A 26108-nucleotide genomic window follows, 5' to 3' on the forward strand; every position below is an offset into this window, starting at 1 on the left:
GGTCGTTGCGCGACCAGGCGAGCGCGGACGGATGGGATGAGGTGCGGGGGAGTGGTCACCGGTGGCTTCTCGTCGAGAGGGCTGGCTCGGGTGCGAGAGCTGCTGGAGCGCCAAGTCGAGTCCGGCTTCGTGCCCGGTGCGGTGGCGGTTCTCGGCCGCCACGGCGAGGTGCACGTCGAAGCGGCGGGCACCATCGCCTTCGAGGGCGAGGGCGCGGGGACGCCGATGGCGGCCGACACGATCTGCCGCACGGCCTCGATGACCAAGCCGATGGTCGCCGCGTGCGCGATGACACTCGTGGACGACGGCACCCTGCGCCTGGATGAGCCGGTTGACGACCTGCTCCCGGAGCTGGCGGACATGACCGTGCTCGCCGATTTCCACGGGCCGCTGGACGACACCGTCGCGGCGCAACGCCCGATCACGCTGTGGGATCTGCTGTCGTTCACCTGCGGCATCGGCATGATCCCGACCAGACCGGGAAGGGTACCGATCGTCGACGCGCTGAACGCACTCGACTACACGTCGCCGGACGAGTGGATGCGAGGGCTGGGCGCGCTTCCGCTCGCCTACCAACCGGGTGAGCGCTGGATGTACGACACCGCCTCCAACGTGATCGGCGTGCTCATCGCCAGGGCCACCGGCATGTCCTTCGGAGACGCCCTCCGCGAGCGGATCTGCGATCCGCTCGGGATGAAGGACACCGCCTTCAGCGTGCGCGGCGAGGACATCGGCCGGTTCGCGACGGCGTACCAACGTGCCAGTGCGGTCACCGGCGGGCAGGTCGTGGACGACGGCCCCGACGGGCAGTGGAGCCGGCCGCCGACGTTCGAATCAGGTGCCGCCGGACTGGTCTCGACCGCCCAGGACTACTTCGCCTTCGCTTCGGCTCTGTTGGCCGGCGGCTCCCACGGCGGCAGGAGGGTGCTCTCCCGACCGTCGGTCACGCTGATGACCACCGACCAGCTCACCTCGGAGCAGCGGGCCGGCTCCGGGTTCCACCCGGGGTTCTTCGACGAGATGGGTTGGGGTCTCGGGATGTCGGTCCGGTCCCACCGCAGCCCGTTCGGCCAGTCGGTCGGCAGCTACGGGTGGTGCGGCTTCTACGGCACCGCCTGGTACAACGATCCTGAGCAGGACATGACGGCGATCTTCTTCATGCAGCGAGCGCACACTGGTGACCAGAGGTTGCCGATGTGGCACGACCTCTGGACCGCTGTCTACCAGGCGATCGAGAACTGACTGCGGGGGTACTGCCTCACCTGGTGTCGGTACTCGGTGGCGGCCACAGCCCGGTGGCAACCCGCGCCGCACGAGGCCGAACCGCCGTAGTCCAGGATCTTCGGCGGGCCGTACGGCCCGCCGAACTCGCCGCTCGACCACCCGAACGGCCCGCAGGCCCAGTCCGAACCGCGGCAGAACCGCCAAGCGGATCGCTCCACGTCGCGCATGACGCCATTGCCGTGCTGGGCTTCGGAGTGGTCAACGCCCGGTGCCGGTGGTGAGGGGTGGCGGCCACGCGGCGGGGTCCGACGCGTCGGACGGGGCGGTGGGGCACAGGACGTAGTGGCGTGGGGCGATGGCGTTGAGACGGCCGGGTAGTGCGGCCAGGCAACGGGCATGGGCCTGTTCGGGTGTCCGCACGGCGTCGGTCGCGGTCAGGTAGGCGACCAGGTCGCGGCCGTCGACCGAGCCGAAGACGCGGGCCGTCGAAGGCGCCAGGGCTTCGTCCAGCAGTTGTTGCACCTCGGCGAGGTCGACCCAGCACGAGTCGACCAGCACCCAGTTCGAGGTGCGGGTGACGGGGTCCAGGCCGATGACCTCGCGGGTGCGCGAGGCGTCGAGGTCACCCACGGCCGCACCGACCAGCAGGCGCTCGACGGCCAGCAACAACGACTCTACCTCGGCCCGGGGCACCAGTCCGGTGTCCGCGCACCACAGGTCGAGCAGGACCCGGCCGTCCACCTCGTGCAGGTTCAACCGCACCGGCGTCGCGTCGTAGGGCAACGGACGCCACCGCAGCGCCGTCCGCCGCAGCGCGGCGGTGATCTCATCCGGCCGGTGCCGGAGGCCCGCAGTGACCCCGGACCACGACTCGGGCACGAGGCTGTTGAACAACGGGTCGTAGAGGAAGTGCACACCCCGCTCGTATTGGATCCGCTCGTCCGACGCGCCGCGCTCGACGCCGTCGTACCTGGCGTGCCTGCTCGCCTCCAGCACCGCGGTCCACGTGTGCTTGACCAGTGCGTCGAAGCTCCGGTCGCCGACCTCGACGGCGACGAGGTTGCCCTGCGCCAGGGGACCGACGAAGTCGACCAGGTGGCGGTCGAAGCGGTTGCTCGACAGCGACGGGAACACCAGCTCCCGGTAGCCGGTGCGCCGTGCCAGCACCGCGCACGTCGCGGCGAGCACGACGGAGGACCGGCTGGACCGGGTGCGTGCCGCCACCTGTCGCACCGCCATCGCGGCGGCCGGCGACGACAGCTCCACCGCCAGCGACTCGCCGGACCGCGTGGCCCCCGGCAGCGCGAGCAGGCAGCGGGGTTGCCGCCGCGCCAGCTCCCGCACGTAGTCGTTCGCCGCACGGGTCCGACGCCGCTCGGCGGGTGTCGCCTCCAGCTCGGCCTGGTCCAGCGGCTGGTGGCGGGGCTCGCCCACCTGCCGGAGGTCCGGGTGCGCGAGCATCTCGGTGAACTCGCGCTTGAGCACCTCGATGGCGCCGAAGTCGACGGCCAGGTGAGAGAACCCCGCGACGCAGGCGATGACCGTGCCCTGCTCGTCGGTGGCCACCGCCATCCGCAGCGTGGTGGCCGCCGTGTCGCGCCGTTCCCCCAACCACACGAGCAGCCTCCCGGCCACCGCCGAGCGGTCGCGAGGCCCCCACGGACCCCCGTCGAGGGCGCACACGTGGAGCGTGAACGTGCTCGTCGCCGCGACCACCTGACGGGGGTGCTCGCCCCGGACGTAGGTGGTCCGCAGGGATTCGTGCCTGGCCACCAGCACGGCGGCCGTCTCGACCACGTCGTCCACGGACCTGCCGTCGAGCACGGGCAGTTCGACGCGCAGGACCGCGTTGGGGTGGTCGGCGTCGCGCCCCAACCACTGCAGGATGTTGAGCTGGCCGAGGGTGACGGGTCCCTCGCCCGCGCGCGATCCCTCGGAGCTGACCTGGATGGCGTCGACGGGCGTGAGCCGCACGCGCCGCCTGCGCTGACCGGTGTCGATCGAGGTGCTCATCCCGATCAGCCGATCAACCCGCGCAGCGCGCCGGCCACGTCATGCGGCGTGTGCTCGCGCGTCACCGCCGATGGCCAGTCCACGAACGCCGGCCGGTCTCCCGACGGGCTGAGGAAGACGTCGAGCGGACCGGAGTACGGCCGGGGTTCCCAGTCGCGGACGGCGACCTCGTTCGCCTGCCACACGCGCGCCGAACGCCGGACGAACTCGGGGGTCGCGTCCGACGGCACGAGGTCGAGTTCCTTCCACCGGTCCAGGACCGCGACCAGGTCATCGGGCGGCTGGTCGAACCGGGGTCCGATGTCCAGGAGCTCGGCGTCGACCAGGACCAGCAGCCGAACCTCGGCGCCGTCCTCGGTGAGCCGGGCGGCCATCTCGTGGGCGACCGCCGCACCGGTAGAACAGCCGCCGAGCAGGTAGGGGCCGGTCGGCCACGCCGCGCGGACGGCTTCGACGTAGGTCTGCGCCAGGGAACCTGCAGAGGCGACCGGGTCGACTTCGGAGTAGAGCCCGGCCGCCTGGAGCCCGAACACGGTGAACTCCTCGCCCAGCGCCTGAGCGAGCCCGGCGTACGGGCCGACCTGCCCGTTGGCCGGGTGGACCAGGAACAACGGGGGAGCGGTCCCGTCGCCGCGCTGGATCTCCACCAGCGGGTCGGACAGCTGCCCGTTGTGGTCGCGCAGCCGGGCGGCGAGGCCTTCCACGGTGGGGTGCTCGGTCATCACGTTCAGGGGCAGCTGGACGCCCAGTTCCTCGAACACGGCGTTGACGACCCGCGCCGCGTCCAGGGAGTTGCCGCCCAGCTCGAAGAAGTTCTCCCGGATGCCGACGGCGAACCCGATGACCTCCTGCCACTGCCGGGCCAGCCACAGCTCCACCGGGTCGCGGGGGTGCCGGTAACCGGTGTCGAGCACGTCGTCCACGGTCGGGTTCATGGTGTGGGTGCACCGCCTTCGTGATCGGCGGCGAGCCGCCAGCGCTGGATCTTCCCGGCCGCCGAGCGGGGGAGTCGGTCGACGAACGCGAAGTGCTTGGGAATCTTGTAGCCGGCCAGGCGCCGGCCGCAGTGCGCGGCGAGTTCGGCCTTGCGGACGCTCACCTCGGGTAGCAGCACCACCTGCACGCCGACCACCGACCCAAGGGTCCCGTGCGGCACGGCCAGCGCGACGGCGTCCACCACCGCGGGGTGGGCCAGCAACGCGGCCTCGACCTCGTTCGGGTCGACCTTCTCACCACCGACGTTGATCGTGCCGTGGTCGCGGGGTTCGAGGTAGAGGTAGCCGTCGCGGTCGAGTCTGCCGCGGTCGCCCACCGTGGCGAACCCGTCCGGGGTGGTGCGGACGACCTGGTCGTTGACGTAGTCGGACCGGCCCACCCGCAGTGGGGTGCGCATGAACACGGTGCCGGCCTCGCCCGGCGCGACGGGCCTGCCGTCGTCGTCCAGGACGCGGAGCTGGGTCAGCACACCGCGCCCGACGGTGCCGGGCCGGGCCAGCCACTCGTCGCCGCGGGCCAGCGTCACGCCGATGCCCTCGGTCGCGCCGTACAGCTCGAAGACCCGCTCGGGGCCGAGCAGGTCGATCCACCCGCGCTTGGTCTCCGCGTCGCAGGCGGCCGCGGTGTGCAGGAGCGCGCGCACGCTGGTGAAGGCCGCCGGGTCCGCGTCGGCGAGCATCAGGATCTCGCGCATGTGCGTCGGCGTCAGCTGCACCCACTCGATGCGGCGCTGCCGCACCAGGTCGACGGTCCACTGCGCAGCGAAGAACGGTTGCAGCACAACGGTGTTCAGGTCCAGCAGCGCGTCCACGAACACGGTGAACGGCGCCGCGTGGTACAGCGGACCGACGATGAGCTGCCGCTGGCCGGTCCGCCAACCGGTCTGCCGGATCACCAGCGACGGCGTCCGCGCGGGGTCGTAGCGCAACGGCCCCGGTCGCGCCGAGACCTTCGGCACGCCCGTGCTCGCGCCGGTCGCCAGCAGGTAGGCCGCGGCGCCGTCCCGGGTTGACGGCGGCGTGGCCGACACGATCGGCGGCCCCGGCCGGTTCCAGGCGTCCATCAGGTGGACGTGCCCGTACCGGCGGCCGATCAGTCCGAACAGGACGTCCCGCTCGGCCGCGGGGGTGGCCGGGTTCAGCGCGAAGACGGGCACCTCGGCCGCGAGCGCCGCCGCGATGCCGGTCGCGGCGGCCAGGGTGTTGGCCGCCTCCACGACGACGCACGACGGCACGTCCGGGTCGAGCGCCGCCCGCAGCGCGGCCACCGCGTCGTCAACCGACCCGGCGAGTTCCCCCCACGACATGGTCTGCTCGGCCAGGTCGGCGTCGAACCCGATCAGGGCCGTCCGACCGGGTTCGGCGCGGGCGATGTCGGCGATCCGCCGGTGCACGGAGAGGGTCATCGCTACCGCAAAACCTCGGCCAGCCGCCGGACGTTGGACGCGCTCATGAACTCGTACACGTCCAACGGCCGGTCGAACTCCGCTTCGAGCGCGGCGATGATGCCGAGCGCGGACAGCGAGTCGCCGCCCAGCTCCAGGAAGTCGTCGGTCGCGCCGACCGGCCGCACGTCCATCTGCGCCGACCAGATCTCCGCGACCCGCCGCTCGACGTCGTCGCGCGGATCCTCGAACAGGGTGCACCGGCCGTCGGCGACGGCCGCCGCCAACTGCCCGGCGTCCACCGCGCCGTCCATCATCGGGACCTGGTCCACGACGAACACACCGTTGAGCCCGCAGTCCTCGCCCAGCTGTCGGTGCACGTGGTTGCGGAGCACCGGCCCGCTCAGGTACTCGGTCAGCTCGACCGCGGCGACCGTGACGTCACGGCCGTCGTGGCGCACGACGGCGACCTCGGCCCGGCTGACGCCGGGGTGCGCGGACAGGACGTCGGCTATCTCGGCCACGTTCACCACGGGCGCTCTCCTATCAGCAGTTCGGCGACGAGGTCGTGCACCGCGGGCTCGCGCAGCAGGTCGGCGTGGTCGAAGTCCAGCGGGAGGCGTCGGACGTCGTCCACGGGCGGCTCGTGGTCCTTCGAGGACACGAACAACGGCGTCCCGGAGCGCGTGTCGAACCGGCCCTGGGCGGCCAGCAGCATGTAGTCGACGTAAGCGGTGAACCCGCCGGTGAGCTGCTGCCGGAAGAACTGGTTGAGCGACAGCCGGGCGGCGACCTCGCCCATCAACGCGTCGTACCGGTCGACCAGGGCCGCGGCGATGCGGGGCAGGTCGTCCGGGTGCGCCTCGACCAGCCCGTCCGCCAAGGCACGAGCGTCGTCCAGCTCCTCGGCGGTCAGGTGGTCCGCGGAGGTCTCGATGGTGGACGTGAACTGGTCGCCGAACGAACCGGCCGTGGTCGCCGCGGCGTCGAAGAGCAGGGTCACCGGCGCGGGCGCCGACTCGGCGACGGCATCGGCGACGCAGGTGGCCAGCGACGACCCGGCGCAGTACCCCAGCACCGCGCGCACCGGGCGGCCGGTCGCCGCCACGTCTGCCACCCAGCGGTCGACGCACGCGTCGAGCGACCCCGAGCCCGGCTGGGCGATGTGCAGGAAGCAGGCGTCCACCGGGACACCGGACGCCAGGTCCGCGAACCCCGCCGCGGCCCGTCCGCCAGGGAAGTCGAGGCACAGCACGAGGTCCGGGCCGCGATCGGACAGCTGTCGCCAGTGCGTCAGTTCCACTACCCGACCTCCCGGGCGTCCACGGCCGCCGCCAGCGCCGGGTAGTCGACCTTGCCGCCGGGGGTCCGCGGCAGGCGGTCGACGTGGCGGACCGCCACGTGCCGGCTCGGCACCCCCAGCGCCTCGGCGAGGTGCCGCCGCTGCTGCTCGTGCACATCCGGGTCGCCCGCGCCGAACAGGTACACCACGTCGTCGTCGGAGACCACGGCGGACGGGTGGTCGGACCGCTCGACCATCCGCTCCAGGTCGTCCAGGCTCGTGCGGACACCGAGCACCTTGACGATCCGCTTGGTGCGGCCGGTGAGGTAGAGGTAGCCGTCGCGCAGGTATCCGAGGTCGCCCGTGTCCAGGACGTCCACCTCGGCCCCTCGGCCGAGGTCGTCGCGACCGGTCGCGTAGCCGAGCATCACGCCCGGACCGCGGTAGTGCACGGCGCCCTCGCCGGGTGCGGCCCGGCCGTGTGCTTCGACGGGCGCGATGGTGACGACGCCGCCGGGCACCGCCGTCCCGACCGAGCCGAGGCGGTCGGGGAGGGCGGCCGGGTCAAGGCACGTGATCCGCGAGGTGGCCTCGGTCTGGCCGTACATGGGGAAGAACCGGCCCTGCCGCCGCTGCATCATCCGCACCAGCCGCATCGTCAGCTCGTCGCCGAGGCGTGCGCCCGCTTGGGTCATCGTGCGGATCTCGGTGCGTTCCAACAAGTTCACGTGCGCCGGTCCGAACGCCGCGTAGGTCGTCGGCACGGCGGCGAATGAGGTGGCACCCGCCCTCGTCACGTGGTCCCACAGCGCCAACGACAACGGCGACCGGTCGGTCAGCACGATGCTCGCCCCCGCGCTCAGGTGGCTGTTCACCACCGATAAGCCATAGGCATGGGTGATCGGCAACGTGGTCGGCGCCCGTTCGGCGGACGTGACGCCCAACGCGCGGACGATGGCGTCGGCGTTCTCGGCCATCGCGTCGTACGACAGCCGCACCGCTTTGGGGCTCCCCGTCGTACCGGAGGTCGACAGCAGCAGCGCCGTGTCCGGGAAGATGCCACCCGCCGGTCGCGCCGAACGCCTGCGGAAGACGTGCGATCCTCCCACCTCGCCGACGGGCACGTAGCCACGGGCAGCCAGGTCCGACCCGCCGCCGGGCTCCGGCACGACGAATTCCGGGTGGTACTTCGAAAGTATTTCGGAGGAGGTGGGAAGGAATGCGACCGTGTGGCCGAGCCGCAGCGCGGCCAGGTAGGTCAACAGGGTGGGCAGGTCACGATCCCCCGCGCACAGCACCAACGCCTTGGTGTCGTGGCGCAGTGATCTCTCGGCCTCGCCGACGAGCGCGGCCAAGTCGCCGTACGACAGCGTCTTCCCGCCGACGAGGTGGACAGCAGGGGACCCCGGCGGCGCCTCTCCGAGCGTCACGAGATCCAGTATCGCCGAGGGCATGGCGCACATTCTGAGGCTGTTCCGAACCGCGGTCCATAGCCCATATTCGGGTACGGGCTCGTGCTTGACGGCCAAGACCCCCGTGGGGCAGATTCCCGTTGACCTCCCGGAGAGGGGAAGTGCCGCCATGAATTCGGAGATCCGCCAGTTCCTTTTCGACTCGTTGACGATCATGAAGTACAGCACCGCCGACATGGACGACGACACGGTGCTCGGCCCGGCAGGCGCCGACCTCGAGTCGCTGGCCCTGGCCGAGCTCTCGCTGCGGGTGGAGGACCACTTCGGCGTCCGGTTCGACGAGGACGAGGCCGAGCGGTTCGCCGCCATGACGGTCGGCGAGTTCTGCGCCGAGGTGGCCCGGCGCGCGCAGACCGCAACGGCGACGTGAGCGCGAGCGTCGCCGTGACGGGGATCGGGCTGGTCAGTCCGGTCGGCGCGGCGGTCGAGGAGGTCTTCGAGGCGGTGTGCTCCGGTCGGTCCGCGATCGTGCGCCCGCCGGAGGACCACCCGCTGCACGGCGTGCTCGACGCGGCCGCGATCGGACCGGCCATCGACCCGGAAAGCGTTCTGCCGCCGAAGGAATCGCGCGTCGTGGACCGCTCGATCGTGATGGCCGTGCGGGCCGCGGACGACGCCCTGGCCGACGCCGGGATCGAGATCGGCCGCGACGTCGACCCGTACCGCGTCGCGGTGGTGCTCTCCGGGGTCGGCGGGCTCGCGACGCTCGCGGAACAAGCCGTGGAGCGGTCCCGGCGCGGTCGGCTGGGCGTGAGCCCGTTGCTGCTGCCCGGCGTGCTGCCCAACATGGCCGCGGCGCGGGTCGCCATCAAGTTCGGCATCCGGGGGTACACGTCGTCCTCCGGCACGGCGTGCGCCGCCGGTGGGCAGTCCATCGGCGAGGCGATGCGCATCCTCCGGGCGGGCGAAGCGGACGTGGTGGTGTGCGGGTGCACCGAGGCACCGCTGTTCCCGACGTTCGCCGACGCCTTCGGCAACGCGCTCGCCCTCGCCCGCGGTTGGCCCGACCCGACCACCGCGAGCCGCCCGTTCGACCGGCGCCGCAACGGTTTCGTGCTCGGTGAGGGCGCCGGCGTGCTCGTGCTGGAGCGGTCCGACTTCGCGCGGGCGCGCGGCGCGGCAGTGCACGCCGAGGTGCTCGGCTGGGGTGCGACGAGCGACGCGCACCACCCGACCACGCCCCGGCCCGACGGCTCCAGCGCGGCGCAGAGCATGCGGATCGCACTTCGGGATGCCGGACTGTCCACAGGCGACATCGACTACCTCAACGCGCACGGCACGGGCACGAAGGCGGGTGACTCCGCCGAGGCGGCGGCGATCCGCGGCGTGTACGGCGACGCCATGCCGCCGGTCAGCTCGACCAAGGGTGTCACCGGGCACATGCTCGGCGCGTCGGGTGTGGTCGAAGCGGCGATCGGCATCGTCGCCATGCGCAAAGGGCTGCTCCCACCGACCCACAACCTGGACGATCCCGACCCGGCCTGCGACCTCAACCACGTCCGCGGTGAGGCGCTGCCCGCCGCGGTGGGCGCGGTCATGTCCAACTCGTTCGGCTTCGGTGGCCACAACGTGAGCGTGATCTTCGGGAGAGCCGATGGGTAAACGGATCGTCCACGACCTGGTGCCCGTGCCGTTCTCCGGGCCCGGAGCGGGAACCGCGCCGCTGACCTGGGGGCAGAAGACCATCCTCCACGACATGCGCACCAGCGACTGGACCTACAACATCTGCGGTGCGCACCACCTGCCGGAGGGCCTCACCGTCGCCGACGTCGCCGATCGCCTGAGCCGGCTGATGAGCAAGCACCCCGCGCTGCGGACGCGGTTCGGCACCGACGACGAGGGCAAGCCGTGCCAGGTGGTGCACGGGTCGGGCGAGATCGACCTGGAAGTCATGACCTTCGCCGACCACCTCGACCGCACCGATGCCGTCGACCACGGCAACAGGCTGTGGCTCAAGTGGATGGCGGCCCCGCTGGAAGAGCACACCCCGTGGCCGCTGCGCATGGGCGTGATGCAGTACCGGGGCGAAGCGGTGTACCTGGTGCTCACCCTCGGCCACATGGTCGTGGACGGCGTGGGCGGGTTGCTGCTCATGACCGACCTCGACCTCGGCGAGCTGGTCGGCCGCCCGCTGGACCCGGACGCGGTGCGGCTCGCCGACCTCGCCCGTCGGGAGGCGACGCCGGAGTTGCGGCGGGTCAGCGACCGGGCGATGCGCTACTGGGAGGGCCACCTCCGTTCCCTGCCACCGCTGACGTTCGGCGGGTCGGGTGCGCCGGACTACGAGGCGGGGCGGCGGTGCCGCAACGTGCGGTTCCAGTCGCGGGCCGCCTACTTGGCCGTGGTCGAGATCGCCCGGCGGACCCGCACGGACACCGGACGGGTGTTGCTCGCGGTGATCGCCACCGCGATCGCCCGGACCACCGGCGTCAACCCGCTGACCTTGCACGTGGCCGCGGGCAACCGGTACCGGCCCGGGTTGGCCGATGTCATCGGCTCGGTGGTCCAGAACGCCGTGCTCACCCTCGACCTCGACGGCACGGTCGACGACGTGATCGCGCAGGCGCGCCAGGCCAGCACCGCGGCCCTGATGAACTCCTACTACGACCCCGACCAGTTGGCGGAGCTGGCCGCGCGCCTGGACGCCGAACGCGGCTACCCGGCCCGGATCACGTGCCGGATCAACGACCGGCGGTTCAGCACCAGGGCCCAGGCCGACGCGGTGGCGGACGCCGCGCCCCTCACCGAGGACGAGATCAGGGCCAAGCTCCCCGAAACGCAGGTCATGTGGCACAAGTTCGTCTACCGGTGGACCGACCAGCTGTTCGTCAACATCGAGGACCACCCGGACGCCGTGTACCTCCAGGTGGTCAACGACACCGAGGTCTTCCCTCCCGAGCAGGTGGAAGCGATGTTGTACGCGGTGGAGGAGGTGGCCGTCGAGGCCGCGTTCCGGTCGGACGTGCCGACCGGCGCACAACCCCGACCGGCCGTCACCGGCGCCTGACCGAGGCAGCCGATCAGTCCACTGAGGACTGATCGGCGGCGACCCGGGCGAGGCAGAGGTAGCGCAGTTCCGGGTCGTAGTCGCCCGCCAGCACCGTGTCCTCCTGCGCACCGGCCAGATCCCACCACACACCCGTCGTGGGCTGCCCGGCCGGCGCGCGGGTGTGGTCGGGGTGGTCCGGCCACACCGCGGCGAGCGAGTCGCTCAGCGCGACCCGTGCGCCGGGGTGGCCGGCCGACAGCTCGGCCACCCCTCGCCGAGCCAGTTCGGCTACGGTATCCGGCCCCACGTCGGGGTACTGGAGCACCTCGGTAGCCCGGGCACCCGCGCTCCCCTCGTACAACATGGCCACGCCCCGGTGTGCCAACGGTGTCGCCGCCGCCGACTCGTAGGGCAGCGCGGCCTGTTCGACCACGACCAGCAGCGCCCGCCGCACGCCGTAGTCGCCGATCAACCGCAAACCGGTGAACGGCGACGCGCTGCCCTGGTCGCACACGGCGAACGACATCGGCGTGCCGGGGCAGACGTGGCTGAGGTAGGTCGCCGTCGCCCGGCCCGGCCACACGTCGTGGATCGAGAACGCCAGCACCAGCAGGTCGACCGGCTCCGTCGGGGGCACGACGTCCGACACCAACGCCTTCGCCATCTCGCCGTAGGACTGGCCGGACAGGTCGGTGAGGGGTCCGGCGTCGAAGGGTCGGACGAGGTCCGCGAAGTAGTCGGTCACCTGCGCGCGGTGGTCGTCGTCGGCGAGGACGTCGGCGTTGCCGGTGAAAGCCCTGCGCCCCGCGCAAACCAGACGCATCACCAGGGCCGGCTGTGGCCGGCGATGAACGTGGCCAGCTCGCCGACGGTCAGCAACTCGTCCGGGCGCATCCGCTCCACGTCGATCTGGATGCCGAGCTGCTCCTCCACCTCCAGCAGCAGCTCCAAACCCAGCGACGAGCTGACCCCCAGCTCGTCGGCCATTTGCATGTCCTCGGTGATCGGCTCCTCGCGCTCGACCAGCCGCTTGAGGACGGTGGTCATGGCTTCGACCACGCGTTCCCGTAATGCGCTGTCGACCTGGGCGTCCGGTGCGGTCATGGCGGCCTCCTGAGTGGGACGTGGGATCAGTGCTGGAACACCATCGCGGAGAACGTCGCCCCGGCTCCGGCGCCGACGGTCGCGACGAGGTAGTGGTCGCCCTCGCGGAGCAGGTCGCGCTCCCTGGCGGTGCGGTAGTTGGCGAACGCGTCGGTGCAGAACAGGTGGCCGTGGTCGGGCACGTTCGACAGCAGCACCCGCTGCACCGGGAAATCCATGAGCGAGCAGAGGCGTTGCCAGGTCACGACGTTGACGTTGTGCGGCAGGACCAACCGGATGTCGTCCAGGGTGAGCCCCGCGTCGGCGACGGCCCGGTTGATCACCTCGGCCAGGGACGGGCGGTACTGGCGTTGGAACTCTTCCTCCCGGTCGCCGAACTCGCCGTCGAATTCACCGCGTTGGGCGCACACGAAGGACAACATCCGGTCGCGCGGCCCGTTGGCGCTCACCAGGCACGCGGACGCGCCCTCGCCGAACAGCGACGTGCCGGGAATCAGCCGGGCGTGGCGGGTGAACGCCTTCTCGCCCGTCAGCACCAACGCCAAGGCGTCGTCCGGGTCGCGGGCGAGCAGCCGACCGGCCAGCTCGACCGCCAGCAGCCCGCTCGCACAACTCTGTTGCGTGACGGTGAAAGCCAGCGCGTGACCGAGTCCCAGCTCACGGCAGACGTCGTGCAGCGGGTTGTGCGGGTACGGCACGACGACCGGCATCGCGCGGCCGTGGATCACGTACCGGACCCGGTGCTCCTGGCCGCGCAGTTCGGCGAGCCCTTCCACGGCGGCGCGCAACAGCTCGGCGGGCGAACGGTCCGGGTCGAACCGGACCTGGTCGAGCCCGTGGAACCGCCGGAAGAGCCTGACCTGGATGTCGGTCAGGCCGAGCGGGTCGGCCAAGTCCTCGAGGGGAACGCGGAAAGCCGGTGTGTACACCGACACCGCGTCGAGAGCGGTCACACTTCGGGATCCCACCACGTCGTTCCGGGGAACGTCAATGTGTGCCACCATGTTGCGGTGTCGCGGTTTCTGCTGGTCGTACTGCCGCTGCAAGGCCACCTCTACCCCATGCTCGCGATCGGGCAGGAACTCGCCCGCGCGGGTCACGACGTCGTCTGGTGCGGTCCGGAGAACGTGCTGCGCCCGCTGGTCGGTCCGGACGTGACCGTGCACCCCACCGGCGCACGGGCTTATCGCCGCTACGACGAGATGGGCATGGCCGGGGTGCGGGCGATGTGGGACGGGTACCTGATCCCGTTCACCCGCTTCACCCTCGGCCCCGTCGATGAAGCTGTGCTGGAGCACAAGCCGGACGTCGTCGTCACCGAGCAGTACGCGCTGGCCGGTGCGTTGGTGGCGCACCGGCACGGCATTCCGTGGGCGACCCTGTGCACGGGCACGCTGGAGCTGACCCCGCCCGAAGACCTCGTCGGGTTCGAGGACTACCTGGCCGACAAGATGGCGCAGGCGGTGGCGATGGCGGGCCTGTCCGACGAGCCGATCGACCCCCGGTTCTCGCCGCACCTGGTGATCGCCCTGATGACGCCCGGACTCGTGGGCGACGCTGTGCTGCCGGACCGCTGCGTACTCACCGGCGCGGCGCTGGGCACCCGGCCGAACGCGCCCGATTTCCCCTGGCACCGCTGGGATCCCGACCGCAGGCACGTGCTGGTGACGGTCGGCACGCTGGTCGGCCACATGATCGGCGACTTCTACGACCGGGCCGCCGCGGTGCTCGCACCCATGGCGGACGAGGTGCAGGCGGTGTTCGTGACTTCGGGCGTGGCCGCGGAGTCCTTCCCGGACGACGCCATCACCGCCGAGCTGGTGCCGATGCTCGACCTGATGCCGAAGCTGGACGCGGTGGTGTGCCACGCGGGTGGCGCCGTCAACGAAGCGCTCACCTTCGGGGTGCCGATGGTCGTCGCGCCCGTCCGGGCCGAGCAAGTGGCGCTGGCGCGGCAGGTGGCCCGGTCGGGCGCGGGCATCGAGGTGCCGATCCTCGACGTCACAGTGGCCGAACTGGACGCCGCGGTGCGGGCGGTGCTCGACGAGCCGGACTACCGGCGCAACGCCCGTCGGATCGGGGCGGAGTTCGCCGCCGCCGGTGGCGCGGCGGCCGCCGCCGCCCACCTGGTCGAGTTGGCGTCCGGCACGTGACCACACGCGAGCGGGAGGACGGTCCGGTGGACGGGTCCAGGGTGAAGGCGCTGCCGGCGGCCGAGGAGTTCGCGTGGGCGAGACAGCGGCGGGCCGACATCCGCCGCGCCGGTGGCGTCCTGGACCTGGTGCTGCCGCTGCGGGAGGGCGGTGGCGGCCCCGCGCTGTTCTGCGCGCCGCCGTTGGTCGGTGCGAGCTGGTGCTACCTCGCGCTGCTGCCGCACCTCGCGCCCGAGCACCCGGTGTACGGCCTGCAACTGCGCGGTCTGCGCAGGCCCGAACCGCTCCCGGTGGACATGGCCGAGGTGGCGCGGGACTTCGCCGACCGGATCAGGCTCACCCAGCCGCACGGCCCGTACCACCTGTTCGGGTGGTCGATCGGCGGCAACACGGCGCACGCGATCGCCGAGGAACTGGAGCGCCGCGGCCACGAGGTAGGCCTGCTCGTCATCGGTGACACGCTGCCCGGCCTGCCGAACAGCCTCAGCGTGGCCGATGACGACCTGTGGCTGGTGTGCGACTTCGTGCTCCGCGAGCTCGGCTACCAGCCGGTGGTCGAGCCGGACGACCCCGACCCGGTGCGCCGGATGCTGGAGGTGGTCCGCGGTCGGCCCGGGCTGGGGCTGCACGACTGGCCGGATCGCCAACTGCTCGCCTTGCCGCACGTGATCCGGAACAACCTCGCGGTGGCACAACGGCATCGCCCCGGTCGGGTCCGCTGCCCGGTGCTGTTCCTGTCCGCCACCGAGGACGAGCAGACCACCGAGGCGAAGGTGGGCTCGTGGGACGACTGCGTGAGCGGACCGGTCGACGTGGTCGAAGTGGACTGCCTGCACGAGCACATGCTGCTGCCGGAGCCGGTCGCGCGGATCGGCGCCGCGATCACGGCCCGGCTGGCCGGGAACCCGAAGTCCTCCGCAGCCACTGCGGACACGTCCGAAAGCCTGATTGCCACAGGGGAATCGCGAACCTAGTCTCGGTGCACACGCCCGCGCCCGCGGTCGCCAGGTTCACGAGACCGGCGATCGCCACCGCCGCAGTTCGCCGAGCGCCACCGCCCCACCGCCGCCGATGCGGGAACCCGACTTGGTGTCTTCCGTTCGGTGGTCCACTGTTCTCCGCAAACGGGAGGTCTGATGAGTCGGGCGAACCTGCGCACCGCGCTGGCACAGGACATGCGGGTCGGCGCGGGCAACGTGCTGCCCATGCTGCTGGAGCACGGCGCCGACCTGGACGCCCCCCGGCTGACCTTCGACGTCGACGTGGACGGCATCCCCGCGTGGACGCCGCTGTCGCTGCGCGACCTGGCCGAACGCGTCGCCGCGCGCGCGGACTGGTTCGCCCGCAAGGGGATCGGCCGACGTGACCCCGTCGCCGTGTTCGTCACGTCGGCGGCCGACGTGTTCCTCAACTTCTTCGCGCTCAACCACCTCGGTGCGATCCCGGCGCTGATGAACGGGAGCATGCCGATCGAGGTCGCCGCGGAGTTCGTCCGCCGGCTGCGCGGCGTCGGCGTGCTGGTCGACGCCGACCACGCCGCGCTGCGGGACCACGAACTGGGCGTGCCGGTCCTGGGTGACGCCGCGGAGACCGGCACCGGTGACCCCGCCCAGGCACCCCCGCCCTACCGCCACCACGGCGACGACCCGGTGGCGATCACGCACTCGTCGGGCACCACCCGGATGCCGACGCCGGTCGTGCACTCGCACCACTCCCTGTTCGCCGCGGTGCGCGCGGTGCGGCTCACCGAAGCCAGGCCGCACGGGCAGGTGCGCGAGCTGTCCGTGCTGCCCGCCGCCCACGCCGCCGGGATCATCGTGGTGAACCAGGCGCTGTGCAACGGCTACGAACTGCTGTGCCTGTCCGGGCAGGGCGGGCCGTTCGAGCACAGCGGCGAGGTGGTCCTGGACGCCATCGAGCGGTGGCGGCCCACCGGGGTGTTCGGTTTCGCGGTCACCTGGGCGGAGCTGGCTCGGTTCGACCTGTCCCGGCGCGACCTGAGCTCGGTGCGCAACTGGTCCAGCACCGGCGACTGCGCGCACGAGGCGCACATCCGCAAGCTCGTCGCGGTCGGCAGCCACCCCGTGTGGACGGCGGACGGCGTGGTCGACGTGCCGGGCTCGAAGTTCATCGACACGCTGGGCTCGACCGAGATGGGCCACGCCGCGTTCGCCATGAGCCACCGGCTCGGCAGCGACCGCTACGACCGCTGCGTCGGCAAGCCGTACCCGTTCGCGGAAGTGGCGTTGCTGGACGTGACGACGGGCGAGGAGGTGCCGGTGGGCCAGGTCGGTCAGTGCGGGCTCAAGTCGCCGACGCTCGCGCCCGGCTACTGGAACGACTCCACCGCCACCTACCGCAACCGACTCAACGGCTACTACCTGACCGGTGACCTGATGTACCGGGACGAGGAGGGCTACTACTACCACCTCGACCGGGCCAGTGACGCGGTGGACCTCGGCGACGGGAACTGGCTCTACACCGCGTTGACCGAGGAGCGCATCCTCGCCCGGTGCCCGGACGTCCGCGACTGCACGGTCCTGGCGACCAGGCGGGAGGACGGTCCGCCGATCACCGACGTGCTGCTGGTGCTGCACGAGGGCGCCGACCCCGCGCTGGACCGGGGTGAGGAGGTCCGCGCCGCGGTCGGCGAGGCGGTGGCGCGCACGGTGCGCCGGGTCGACGTGGTGCCCGACGCTCAGCTGACGGTCGGGCCGACCGGGAAGGTCCGCAAGTTCCTCATGCGGCAACGGGCTCTGGCGGACGCGCCCCACGGGAGGTAGTTCGTGCGGTATCCGCTGTCGTTCGCGCAGGAGCACGCACTGTCGCTGCCCGAGCCCCTGTCCCACGCGACCTGGCTGGACGGTCCGGTCGATCCCGTCGCGCTGCAACGGGCGATGGACGTCGTGGTCGCCCGGCACCCGACGCTCCGGACGAGCGTCAGCGCCTCCGGCGAGCAGGTCGTCTCGGAGACCGGTCGCGTGGTGGTGGAGCACGTCGTCGTGCCCGGTGACGTCGAACGGGCCGAGTCGATGGCCGCGGCGCTGGTCGGGCAGCCGTTCGACCTCTCCCGTGAGCCGTTGCTGAGGGCCTCGGTGATCGAGGTCGGCGCGGACCTGTTCCTGTTCACGCTGGTGGCGCACCGGGTCATCGCCGACCGCTCCGCACTGGCGATGCTGATCGCCGATCTGTCCGCTGTGTACGGCGAAGGGCTGTCCGAGCTGCCTCCGTCGTGGATGGACTACGGGGATTACGCCGTGTGGCAGCGTGAGCGGTTGGACGGCGAGGAGTTGGCGCGTCAGCTGGAGCACTGGCGCGAGGTGTTGCGTGACGTGCCCGCACCACTGCGGCTCCCGACCGGACACCGTGCCGACCGGGTGACGGCGGCGGTCGACCCCGCCGCGGTCCGACGACTGGTCGACGTGGCGGAAGGCGTCGGAGCCACCTTGTCCACGGTGTCCCTCGCCGCGTACGCCGTGGTGCTGTCCCGGTACGCCCGGGTGGACGACCTCGTGGTCGAAGTGCCGGTGGGCGGTCGCGTGCGGGTGGAGCTGGAGCCGATCGCGGGCCCGTTCGCCGACGCGGTCCCCGTCCGGGTGTCCCTGGCGGGCGAACCGGCGTTCGGCGACCTGCTGGTCCGGGTGCGGAACGCCACCGCGCACGCGGTGTCGCACGACGAGGTCCCGCTGACGAAGCTCGCCGAGGAACTCGAGGTCGACCTGTCCGCGCCGCGGTTCACCTTCGGGCCGCGTGCCGCACCGGCGCTGGACCTGCCCGGCGTGACCGTGCGCGGCCACGCCGTCCTGACGGGCACCGCCGAAGCCGACCTCGACCTGCGGGCGGACGAGCGCGGCACGCTGACCCTGGAGCACCGCACCGACCCGGGGTTCGCCGCCTGGTTGCTGCGGTCGGTGGTGGCGGTGCTGGAGCACGCCTCCGCGGACACCGCGGTGGCGGAGCTACCGGTGCCCGCTCCCGAGGGGGACTGGTCGGCGGTGACCGAGCCGTCGCCGAACGGCGTGGTCAGGCCCGTCACCGCGGAGCCGGAGGCGGACGAGGACCCGGTGCCGTCGCGTGACCGGATCGAGGAGACCATGGCCGGGATCTGGGCTGAGCTCCTGCGCACCACCGAACCGATCGGCCCGCACGACAACCTGTTCGCCCGCGGCAGCGGGTCGCTGACCGCGGTCCGGTTCGCCGCCCGCATCGCCGACCTCTACGGCGTCACCCTGCCGATGGACCGCATCGTCACTTCGCCCACGATCGCGGCCCTCGCCGAGGTCGTGTCGGCCGAACTCGCTCCCGGCCCGCCCGACGACACCGCCCGCGACGCCGCGCTGGCCGACCTCTCCGACGACGAGCTGGACGACCTGCTGCGCGCGGTCGTGGCCGCCCGCGAGCGCCGTCGGACCACGGAGGGGGACCTCCGGTGAGCACACCGCCGGTCACCGCGGAGAACATCGCGGACCTGACCACCGGGACGTTGTTCGGCGCGTTGGAGGACCCGGCGCTCAACTCGATGAATTTCCTCAACGAGGTCGCGATCCACTATCCGGAGGCGATACCGCTGGCGGCCGGCCGGCCGAGCGAGGAGTTCTTCGACCTGGAGGACGTGCACCGATATCTGCGCGAGTTCTGCCGCTATCTCGCACAAGATCTCGAGCGGACCGAAGAACAGGTGCGGCGCATCGTATTGCAGTACGGTCGGACCAAGGGGATCATCCACGAACTGGTCGCGGAAAACCTGCGGCTGGACGAGGGCATCGCGATCGACCCGGAATCGGTGGTGGTCACCGTGGGGTGCCAGGAGGCGATGTTCCTCGTGCTGCGCGCGCTGCGCGCCGACGAGCGTGACGTCCTGCTCGCGGTGTCACCGACCTACGTCGGATTGACCGGCGCGGCGCGGCTGGTCGACCTGCCCGTCCGCCCGGTGCGCACCGGCGAGCACGGGGTCGACCTGGACGACCTGGTCGCCGTGATCCGGCGGGAGCGCGCCGCCGGTCGCAGGCCGCGCGCCTGCTACGTGGTGCCCGACTTCGCCAACCCGTCGGGGCTGAGCCTGGACGTGGCGACCAGGCTGCGACTGCTGGAGGTGGCCGCCGCCGAGGACGTCCTGCTGATCGAGGACAACCCCTACGGGCTGTTCCACGGCGACTCGGACCGGATACCCACGCTCAAAGCCCTGGACGAGGACCGGCGGGTCGTCTACCTGGGCTCCTTCGCCAAGTCCGTGCTGCCCGGCGCCCGGGTGGGCTACGCGGTCGCCGACCAGCGGGTGGTCGGCGCCGACGGCGTGGTCGGCCTGTTCGCGGACCAGCTGTCCAAGATCAAGAGCATGCTGACGGTGAACACCTCGCCGATCGCGCAGGCCGTCGTCGGCGGCAAGCTGCTGGCGCACGGCTGCCGCCTCACCACGGCGACCGCGCCGGAGCGGCAGCTCTACGACCGGAACCTGCGGCACCTCGTGACCGGGCTGGCCGAGCGCTTCCCGCCCGGTACGGACGTCACCTGGACCGTGCCGACCGGTGGGTTCTTCGTCGTGGTCACCGTCCCGTTCGGGGTCGACGACGCGCTCCTGGAACGCTCCGCCCGCGACTACGGCGTGCTGTGGACACCAATGGGGCATTTCTATGACGACAGTTCGGAAGTCCGCGCCCTGCGCCTTTCCTGCAGTGTCGTATCGGTCGACCTGATCGACCGCGGTCTCGATCGGCTGGCCGCATTGATCAATGACCGGCGGGCCGATCGGGGAACCCGATGATTCATCACGACCGATTGGCCGATGGTGCGTCGGGTGAACCCTGACGTACGATTCGGCTCACTCGGTCCGCGGCTGAGTCGAAAGTTCCGCGCAACATTTTCGAATGACCTCCGGAACCAGGCGGGAGAACTGATGACAAAAGGCCTGGCGTCGGCCGGATCGGCCCTCGTGGCGAGTTCGGAATGGGTCGACGAGATCCTGCTGCGCGGCGCGGACGACGAGAGCTGCCTCCACTCGTGCGGACCGGTCGACCGGGCCGCGCTGCGCCGGTTGGTCGCGCAACGGCAGGCACGCCTGGCGGAGGCGGGGCTGCGCGCGGGCGGGTCGCTCGCGCTGCGCCTGCCGCCCTCGATCGCGTACGTGGCCAACCTCCTCGCCGGGTGGCGCATCGGCGCCCAGGTGAGCCTGCTCGACCACCGGCTCACCGCGTTCGAGGTCGACGCCGCGCTCGGCAGGCTCGCGCCGCAGGTGGTGGTCGAGCCGGGACGGATCACGAGCAGCCCGCTGAGCCCGTTCGCGGACGTGGAGGAGACCGTCACGGCCCGCCCCGGCCGTCCCGCCGCGACACCGCACGCGGTGATCCAGCTCAGCTCCGGCTCCACCGGCCCGTCCAAGGTGATCGGCCGCACGGCCGCCGACCTGGTCGCCGAGATCGAGCGGTACACCCGGATCGACGGCGTGCCGCAGCCCGGCGAGCGGATCGTCGTGCTGGCCTCGATGGTGCACGTGCTCGGCCTGGTCGGCGCCCTGCTGTACGGCCTGCACGCCGGTGTCCAGGTCAGGCCGCCCGAACGGCTCACCGGCGACAGCGTGCTGGACGCGGTCGCGGCTGAACCGACCCCGGCGACGGTGCTGGGCGTGCCGTTCCACATCGGACTGCTCGCGTCCGTGGTGGACCCGCCGTCCCTGCCGCAGCTCAAGCGGATGACCACCGGCGGCGAAGCGGTGCCCGCCGCGACCGCCGCCGCCTTCACCGCGAAGTACGGCGTGCCGCTGGGCAACATGTGGGGGATGACCGAAGTCGGCGTGATCGCCACCGACCTGTTCGGCGAGCACCGGCCGGCCCTGACCCCGGCACCCGGGCTGTCGGTCGTCGAGCGGGACGGCGAGCTGCTGGTGAGCCGGGCGGAGTCGCCGTACGTCGGCTTGTCCGACCCGGACCGGTGGGCGGACGGCTGGCTGCACACCAGGGACGCGGGCGAGGTCGACCCGGACACCGGGCTCGTCACCGTCAAGGGCCGCCTCGACTCCCAGGTGTCGGTCGGCGGCCTGAAGGTCGACCTGACCGAGGTGGAGGCGACGTTGGCCGAACTGCCGGGCGTGGTGGCCGCAGTGGTGCTGCACGACGACGTCATCACCGCCTACGCCCAGCTCGACGCGCCCGCCACGGCGGCATCCGTCCAAGCGGCCCTGGCCGAACGGCTCGCTCCCTACAAGCGACCGCGACGGCTGCAAGTCCTCGACGCGATGCCGCGCACCACCACCGGGAAGCTGGTCCGCGACCGCTCGGTGCTCCGCCACGCCTCGCAGGAGGTGGCGCGATGAACGCGCCGCCCGACCGCGAGGACATCCTGGCGATGCTCGCGAGCCTGCACGGCAGGCCCGCGCAGGACGTCCCCGAGCTGATCGAATCGATGGAACTGGCCTGGCTGGTGCACCAGGTCGAACAGCGCTACGGCGTGCGCATGGAACTCGACAGCGGTCAGTACGGCCGCATGACCACCGTCTCGGGAGCCGCTGACGTGCTCCGGGAAGTGATCGGGATGCCTGATGAACATTTCCGGGATTGACCACATCGAGTTATACGTGGGCGACGCGAGGCAGGCGGCATTCTACCTCTGCACCGCCTTCGGGTTCAAGATCTGCGGTCAGGGCGGGCCCGAGACCGGGCTGGACGGCGTGCGCTCGTTGTTGTTGCGGCAGGGCGACATCCAGGTCGTCCTGACCACCGGCCTGGTCCCCGACCACCCCGCGACCGAGTACGTGCGCAAGCACGGCGACGGCGTGGCGGTCGTGGGCATCGGCGTGGACGACGTCGAAGCCGCCTACCGCGGCCTCACCGAGCGCGGCGCCGAGCCGGTGTCGCCACCGCGCGAGTACGTGACCGGGGGACCGGGCGGGCGCGACCAGCGGGTCGTCGTGGCCGAGGTCTCCGGGTTCTCCGACGTGACGCACCGGCTGGTCGAGCGGCACGGCTCGCCGAAGGAGTTCCTGCCCGGCGCGATCGAGGTCACCGACCCCGAACCGCACACCGACGACAAGCTGCTGCGCGCGATCGACCACCTGGCGATCTGCGTGCCCGCGGGCGGCCTCACCCCGACCGCCCAGTACTACGTGGACGTGTTCGGGTTCACGCAGGTCTTCGAGGAGTACGTCGAGGTCGGCGGCCAGGGCATGGACTCCAAGGTGGTGCAGAGCCCGTCCGGGAACGTCACGTTCACGTTGATCGAGCCGGACCCGCAGCGCCAACCCGGTCAGATCGACAACTTCCTGACCTGGCACGCGGGCGCGGGCGTGCAGCACGTCGCGTTCGGCACCGACGACATCGTCAAGGCGGTGAGCACGCTCGGCGACAAGGGCGTGCGGTTCCTCGGCACGCCGGGCACCTACTACGACGCGCTCGAAGAACGGGTCGGACACCTGGACGCGCCGCTGGACGAGCTGCGCCGGCTCGGCGTGCTGGTCGACCGGGACCACTGGGGGCAGTTGCTGCAGATCTTCACCGAGTCGATGCACGTGCGCCGGACGCTCTTCCTGGAGATCATCGAGCGGCGGGGCGCGCTGACCTTCGGCAGCGGGAACATCAAGGCGCTGTACGAGGCGAAGCAGGGCGAGCTGTCCGGCACGACGGCCGGCTGAAGGGGAGAGCACCGTGAACGAGTTCGCGCTGACCGAGCAGGAGCGCGCCCTGCTCCCGACCGACGACGAGGTCCGGTTCTACGCCGAGCACGGCTGGTACCTGTCGAAGAAGCTGTTCTCCGACGACGAGGTGGACGAGCTGGCCGCCGCGGTCGACCGGTACTACGCGGGGGAGCGCAGCCGCTTGCTGCCGACGCGCCCGCCCCGGCTGGCCTATTGGACGCCCGAGCACGGTGATGTCCAGCGCCACAACGACTACGTGCACTACGAGAGCGACGCGATCGCCAAGGCGCTGCTCAAGCCGCTGATCGGCGCGGTGGCCGCGCGGCTGGCGGAGGCTGACGAGATCCGGGTGTTCCAGTCGACCCTGATCTACAAGCCGCCGATCGCCGAGGAGCCGTCCAACGTCGTGCCCTGGCACTTCGACAAGCACTACTGGTCGTCGTCCTCGTCGGACCGGATGCTCACCGCGTTCATCCCGTTCCACGACTGCGACGAGGAACTGGGCACGATCACCATGGTCGACGGCAGCCACGTCTGGGAGGAGGTCGGCTCGGACGACAGCGCCACCAAGCACTTCGCCGAACGGGACCCGGACCACCTGGAGAACCTGCTCACGGCCAACGCAGAGCACAACGGCACCACGGTCCGGAAGATCCCGATGATCATCCCCAAGGGGCACATGAGCTTCCACCACTGCCGGACCTACCACGGCAGCGGGCCCAACCGCTCCACCCGGCCCCGCCAGGCCATCTCGCTGCACCTGCAGGACGGTGACAACGCCTACCGCGAGTTCCCCCTGTCCGACGGCAACCTCGCCTTCTACAACCACGACTCGCTCGTGCGGCGCACCGCGGACGGCAAGCCGGACTACGCCGACCCGGAGTTCTGCCCGCCCGTGTGGCGCGCCTGACCGCCGTGGCGGCACACGCCCCGGACACCGACGTCGGCCTGTACCGCACGGTGCGGCTGATCCGCCGGTTCGAGGAGCGGGCGGTCGAGCTCGTCCGCTCCGGTGACATCATCGGCGGCATCCACCCGTACACGGGCCAGGAGGCCATCGCCGCCGGTGTGTGCGCGGCGCTGCGCGTGGACGACATGATCACCAGCACCCACCGCGGGCACGGGCACGTGCTCGCGAAGGGCGCCGATCCGGCCCGGGTGCTCGCCGAGCTGGCCGGTCGTGCCACCGGGTTGAACAAGGGGCGCGGCGGGTCGATGCACGCCGCGGACTTCGCGCTGGGCATCCTCGGGGCGAACGCGATCGTCGGCGCCAACGGCGCGATCACGGCGGGCGCGGCCTGGGCCGCCCGGCAGGAGGGGAGTGACCGGGTCGCGGTGAGCTTCTTCGGCGACGGCGCGGTCAACCAGGGCGTGCTGCTGGAAGCCATGAACCTGGCCGCCCTGTGGCGGCTGCCGGTGCTGTTCGTCTGCGAGAACAACGGCTACGCCACCACCCTGACCGTGTCGGACGCCGTCGCGGGCACGATCACCGGGCGTGGCGAGGCGTTCGGGATACCGTCGGTGACGGTGGACGGGATGGACCCGCGCACGGTGCTCGCCGCAACGCGCGAGGCGGTGGACCGCGCCCGCGCGGGCAGTGGGCCGTCACTGGTCGAGTGCCTGACCTACCGGTTCGACGCGCACCACACGTGGGAGCACAAAGCCCGGGTCCGCTACCGGGACGACGACGAGGTCCTCAGCGGACGCGAGAGAGATCCGGTGGAGATCCAGGGTGCTCGGCTGACCGACGGTGAGCGGGAACTCCTCGACGCGGAGGTCGAGTCCCTTGTGGACGCGGCGGTCGCCTTCGCGCTCGACAGCCCGCACCCCGACCCCGTCGGCGCGCTCGACCACCTCTACGCGACCGGGATGCGAGCGCGTCCGGGCGGTGGTGGGTGATGCCGTGGCTGTCCTACCAGAAGGCGCTCAACCGCGCGCTCGGCGACGAACTGGCCCGCGACCCTTCGGTGTTCGTGCTGGGTGAGGACGTCCGGGTCGCGGTCTCCAACGTGACCGCGGGCCTGCTCAAGCGGTTCGGGCCGGACCGGGTGCTGGACACGCCGCTGTCGGAGCAGGCGTTCACGAGCTTCGCCACCGGTGCGGCGCTGGCCGGGCGGCGGCCGGTGATCGAGTTCCAGATCCCGGCGCTGCTGTACTTGGCGTTCGAGCAGATCGTCAACCAGGCGCACAAGTTCTCGCTGATGACCGGTGGTCAGACCCGCGTGCCGGTGACGTACCTGGTACCCGGCTCCGGGTCGAAGACGGGTTGGGCCGGGCAGCACTCCGACCACCCGTACGCCCTGTTCGCCCACGCCGGGGTGAAGACGGTGGTGCCCGCCACGCCCGAGGACGCCTACGGCCTGCTGACCACGGCGATCCGGGACGACGACCCGGTGGTGGTGTTCGCACCGGCGGCGGCGCTCGGCGTCCGGGTCGACCTCGACCACGACGGGCTGGCCCCGGTGCCGCTCGGTGTCGGCCGGGTCCACCGCGAGGGCGGTGACGTCACGGTCGTGGCGGTCGGGCACCTCGTGCACGACGCGTTGGCGGTCGCCGAGGAGTTGGCCGGTGACGTCTCGGTGGAGGTGTTCGACCCGCGCACCGTGTACCCGTTCGACTGGGAGGGGCTGGCGGCCTCGGTGGCCAAGACCGGTCGGCTGGTGGTGGTCGACGACTCCAACCGCATGTGCGGCATCGCGGCCGAGGTCATCGCCACTGCGGCCGAGCGGTGCGCCCTGGTCGCGCCGCCCGTCCGGGTGACCAGGCCGGACGGCGCCGTGGTGCCGTTCGCCCTCGGGCTCGACCTCGCCGTGCAACCCGATCGCGCCCAGCTCACCGCCGCCATCCAGAAGGTGCTCAAGCAGTGAC

The 26108-nt window shown here is 71.7% G+C and carries 24 protein-coding genes; 15 read left to right on the forward strand and 9 right to left on the reverse strand.

Translation table 11 applies throughout. The annotated features are described in order from the left end of the window. The first annotated feature begins 90 nt into the window (after nt 1–90). Nucleotides 91–1242: a serine hydrolase domain-containing protein gene (locus AB0I91_RS23150; protein WP_499609024.1), complete on the forward strand. Its 1152-nt coding sequence runs from the start codon at nt 91–93 to the stop codon at nt 1240–1242. Between the two features lie 240 nt (nt 1243–1482). Here AB0I91_RS23150 and AB0I91_RS23155 read toward each other — a convergent pair whose 3' ends face one another. From AB0I91_RS23155 to AB0I91_RS23180, 6 genes are read right to left on the reverse strand one after another with little or no spacing between them, the layout of a single operon-like run. Then, entirely contained in the window at nt 1483–3237 is a 1755-nt protein-coding gene (locus AB0I91_RS23155; RefSeq protein WP_499638702.1) for a condensation domain-containing protein, read from the reverse strand. Between the two features lie 5 nt (nt 3238–3242). Continuing rightward, complete coding sequence (locus tag AB0I91_RS23160) at nt 3243–4172, reverse strand: thioesterase domain-containing protein (RefSeq protein WP_499638704.1); 930 nt, start codon at nt 4170–4172, stop codon at nt 3243–3245. Then, a complete protein-coding gene (locus AB0I91_RS23165; RefSeq protein ID WP_498782292.1) occupies nt 4169–5638 on the reverse strand; it encodes an AMP-binding protein in 1470 nt (489 codons plus the stop codon). Before AB0I91_RS23165 ends, AB0I91_RS23160 begins: the two co-directional genes overlap by 4 nt. Nucleotides 5639–5640: 2 nt before the next feature. Beyond that, nucleotides 5641–6150, reverse strand: coding sequence for a phosphopantetheine-binding protein (locus AB0I91_RS23170; protein ID WP_499609016.1), 510 nt, complete (start codon nt 6148–6150; stop codon nt 5641–5643). Next, nucleotides 6144–6920, reverse strand: coding sequence for an alpha/beta hydrolase family protein (locus AB0I91_RS23175; protein WP_498782295.1), 777 nt, complete (start codon nt 6918–6920; stop codon nt 6144–6146). Before AB0I91_RS23175 ends, AB0I91_RS23170 begins: the two co-directional genes overlap by 7 nt. Next, nucleotides 6920–8329, reverse strand: a complete 1410-nt coding sequence (locus AB0I91_RS23180; protein WP_498782297.1) for an AMP-binding protein — start codon at nt 8327–8329, stop codon at nt 6920–6922. The genes AB0I91_RS23175 and AB0I91_RS23180 overlap by 1 nt, the downstream gene beginning before the upstream one ends. 151 nt (nt 8330–8480) lie before the next feature. Here AB0I91_RS23180 and AB0I91_RS23185 point away from each other — a divergent pair, with 151 nt between their 5' ends. The 3 genes from AB0I91_RS23185 to AB0I91_RS23195 are packed head-to-tail and all read left to right on the forward strand — an operon-like array spanning nt 8481 to nt 11378. After that, a complete protein-coding gene (locus AB0I91_RS23185; protein ID WP_499609012.1) occupies nt 8481–8741 on the forward strand; it encodes a phosphopantetheine-binding protein in 261 nt (86 codons plus the stop codon). After that, nucleotides 8738–9973 carry a beta-ketoacyl-[acyl-carrier-protein] synthase family protein gene (locus AB0I91_RS23190; protein WP_499638706.1) on the forward strand — a complete coding sequence of 412 codons (1236 nt, stop codon included), beginning with the start codon at nt 8738–8740 and terminating at the stop codon, nt 9971–9973. Before AB0I91_RS23185 ends, AB0I91_RS23190 begins: the two co-directional genes overlap by 4 nt. Next, nucleotides 9966–11378 (forward strand): condensation domain-containing protein, encoded by a 1413-nt coding sequence (locus AB0I91_RS23195; RefSeq protein WP_499638708.1) that lies wholly within the window; start codon nt 9966–9968, stop codon nt 11376–11378. Before AB0I91_RS23190 ends, AB0I91_RS23195 begins: the two co-directional genes overlap by 8 nt. Before the next feature lie 13 nt (nt 11379–11391). On the opposite strand, the gene AB0I91_RS23200 is transcribed toward AB0I91_RS23195, so the two are convergent. Genes AB0I91_RS23200 through AB0I91_RS23210 form a run of 3 tightly spaced genes read right to left on the reverse strand, consistent with a single transcriptional unit; the run spans nt 11392 to nt 13417 of the window. Then, entirely contained in the window at nt 11392–12186 is a 795-nt protein-coding gene (locus tag AB0I91_RS23200) for a hypothetical protein (RefSeq protein WP_498782304.1), read from the reverse strand. Then, on the reverse strand, nt 12183–12464 hold the full coding sequence (locus AB0I91_RS23205; protein ID WP_498782306.1) for a phosphopantetheine-binding protein: 282 nt from the start codon (nt 12462–12464) through the stop codon (nt 12183–12185). The genes AB0I91_RS23200 and AB0I91_RS23205 overlap by 4 nt, the downstream gene beginning before the upstream one ends. Nucleotides 12465–12490: 26 nt before the next feature. Continuing rightward, nucleotides 12491–13417 (reverse strand): 3-oxoacyl-[acyl-carrier-protein] synthase III C-terminal domain-containing protein, encoded by a 927-nt coding sequence (locus tag AB0I91_RS23210; protein ID WP_499609002.1) that lies wholly within the window; start codon nt 13415–13417, stop codon nt 12491–12493. A gap of 57 nt (nt 13418–13474) precedes the next feature. Here AB0I91_RS23210 and AB0I91_RS23215 point away from each other — a divergent pair, with 57 nt between their 5' ends. The 11 genes from AB0I91_RS23215 (at nt 13475) to AB0I91_RS23265 (ending at nt 26107) form a co-directional block, all read left to right on the forward strand. Beyond that, the gene (locus AB0I91_RS23215) at nt 13475–14617 is read left to right on the forward strand and encodes a glycosyltransferase (protein ID WP_499609000.1); all 1143 of its coding nucleotides are present in this window, start codon (nt 13475–13477) and stop codon (nt 14615–14617) included. Next, on the forward strand, nt 14614–15591 hold the full coding sequence (locus tag AB0I91_RS23220) for an alpha/beta fold hydrolase (protein ID WP_498782312.1): 978 nt from the start codon (nt 14614–14616) through the stop codon (nt 15589–15591). The genes AB0I91_RS23215 and AB0I91_RS23220 overlap by 4 nt, the downstream gene beginning before the upstream one ends. A gap of 162 nt (nt 15592–15753) precedes the next feature. Further along, on the forward strand, nt 15754–17400 hold the full coding sequence (locus tag AB0I91_RS23225; protein WP_499608996.1) for a class I adenylate-forming enzyme family protein: 1647 nt from the start codon (nt 15754–15756) through the stop codon (nt 17398–17400). A 3-nt stretch (nt 17401–17403) separates the two neighbouring features. Next, entirely contained in the window at nt 17404–19050 is a 1647-nt protein-coding gene (locus AB0I91_RS23230; RefSeq protein WP_499638710.1) for a condensation domain-containing protein, read from the forward strand. Then, a complete protein-coding gene (locus AB0I91_RS23235; protein ID WP_499638712.1) occupies nt 19047–20378 on the forward strand; it encodes an aminotransferase-like domain-containing protein in 1332 nt (443 codons plus the stop codon). The genes AB0I91_RS23230 and AB0I91_RS23235 overlap by 4 nt, the downstream gene beginning before the upstream one ends. Nucleotides 20379–20510: 132 nt before the next feature. Further along, entirely contained in the window at nt 20511–21923 is a 1413-nt protein-coding gene (locus AB0I91_RS23240; protein WP_498782320.1) for a class I adenylate-forming enzyme family protein, read from the forward strand. Beyond that, nucleotides 21920–22168: a hypothetical protein gene (locus AB0I91_RS23245; protein WP_499638714.1), complete on the forward strand. Its 249-nt coding sequence runs from the start codon at nt 21920–21922 to the stop codon at nt 22166–22168. Before AB0I91_RS23240 ends, AB0I91_RS23245 begins: the two co-directional genes overlap by 4 nt. Beyond that, nucleotides 22149–23237 carry a 4-hydroxyphenylpyruvate dioxygenase gene (gene hppD / locus AB0I91_RS23250; RefSeq protein WP_498782322.1) on the forward strand — a complete coding sequence of 363 codons (1089 nt, stop codon included), beginning with the start codon at nt 22149–22151 and terminating at the stop codon, nt 23235–23237. Before AB0I91_RS23245 ends, hppD begins: the two co-directional genes overlap by 20 nt. 13 nt (nt 23238–23250) lie before the next feature. Then, nucleotides 23251–24150, forward strand: coding sequence for a phytanoyl-CoA dioxygenase family protein (locus AB0I91_RS23255; RefSeq protein ID WP_499608986.1), 900 nt, complete (start codon nt 23251–23253; stop codon nt 24148–24150). Nucleotides 24151–24155: 5 nt separating this feature from the next. Continuing rightward, a complete protein-coding gene (locus AB0I91_RS23260; protein WP_499608984.1) occupies nt 24156–25139 on the forward strand; it encodes a thiamine pyrophosphate-dependent dehydrogenase E1 component subunit alpha in 984 nt (327 codons plus the stop codon). After that, nucleotides 25139–26107, forward strand: a complete 969-nt coding sequence (locus tag AB0I91_RS23265) for an alpha-ketoacid dehydrogenase subunit beta (protein ID WP_498782328.1) — start codon at nt 25139–25141, stop codon at nt 26105–26107. Before AB0I91_RS23260 ends, AB0I91_RS23265 begins: the two co-directional genes overlap by 1 nt. The last annotated feature ends 1 nt before the right edge of the window (nt 26108 follow it).

It is taken from the genome of Actinosynnema sp. NPDC049800, assembly GCF_040656635.1.
Classification (GTDB): Bacteria; Actinomycetota; Actinomycetes; order Mycobacteriales; family Pseudonocardiaceae; genus Actinosynnema.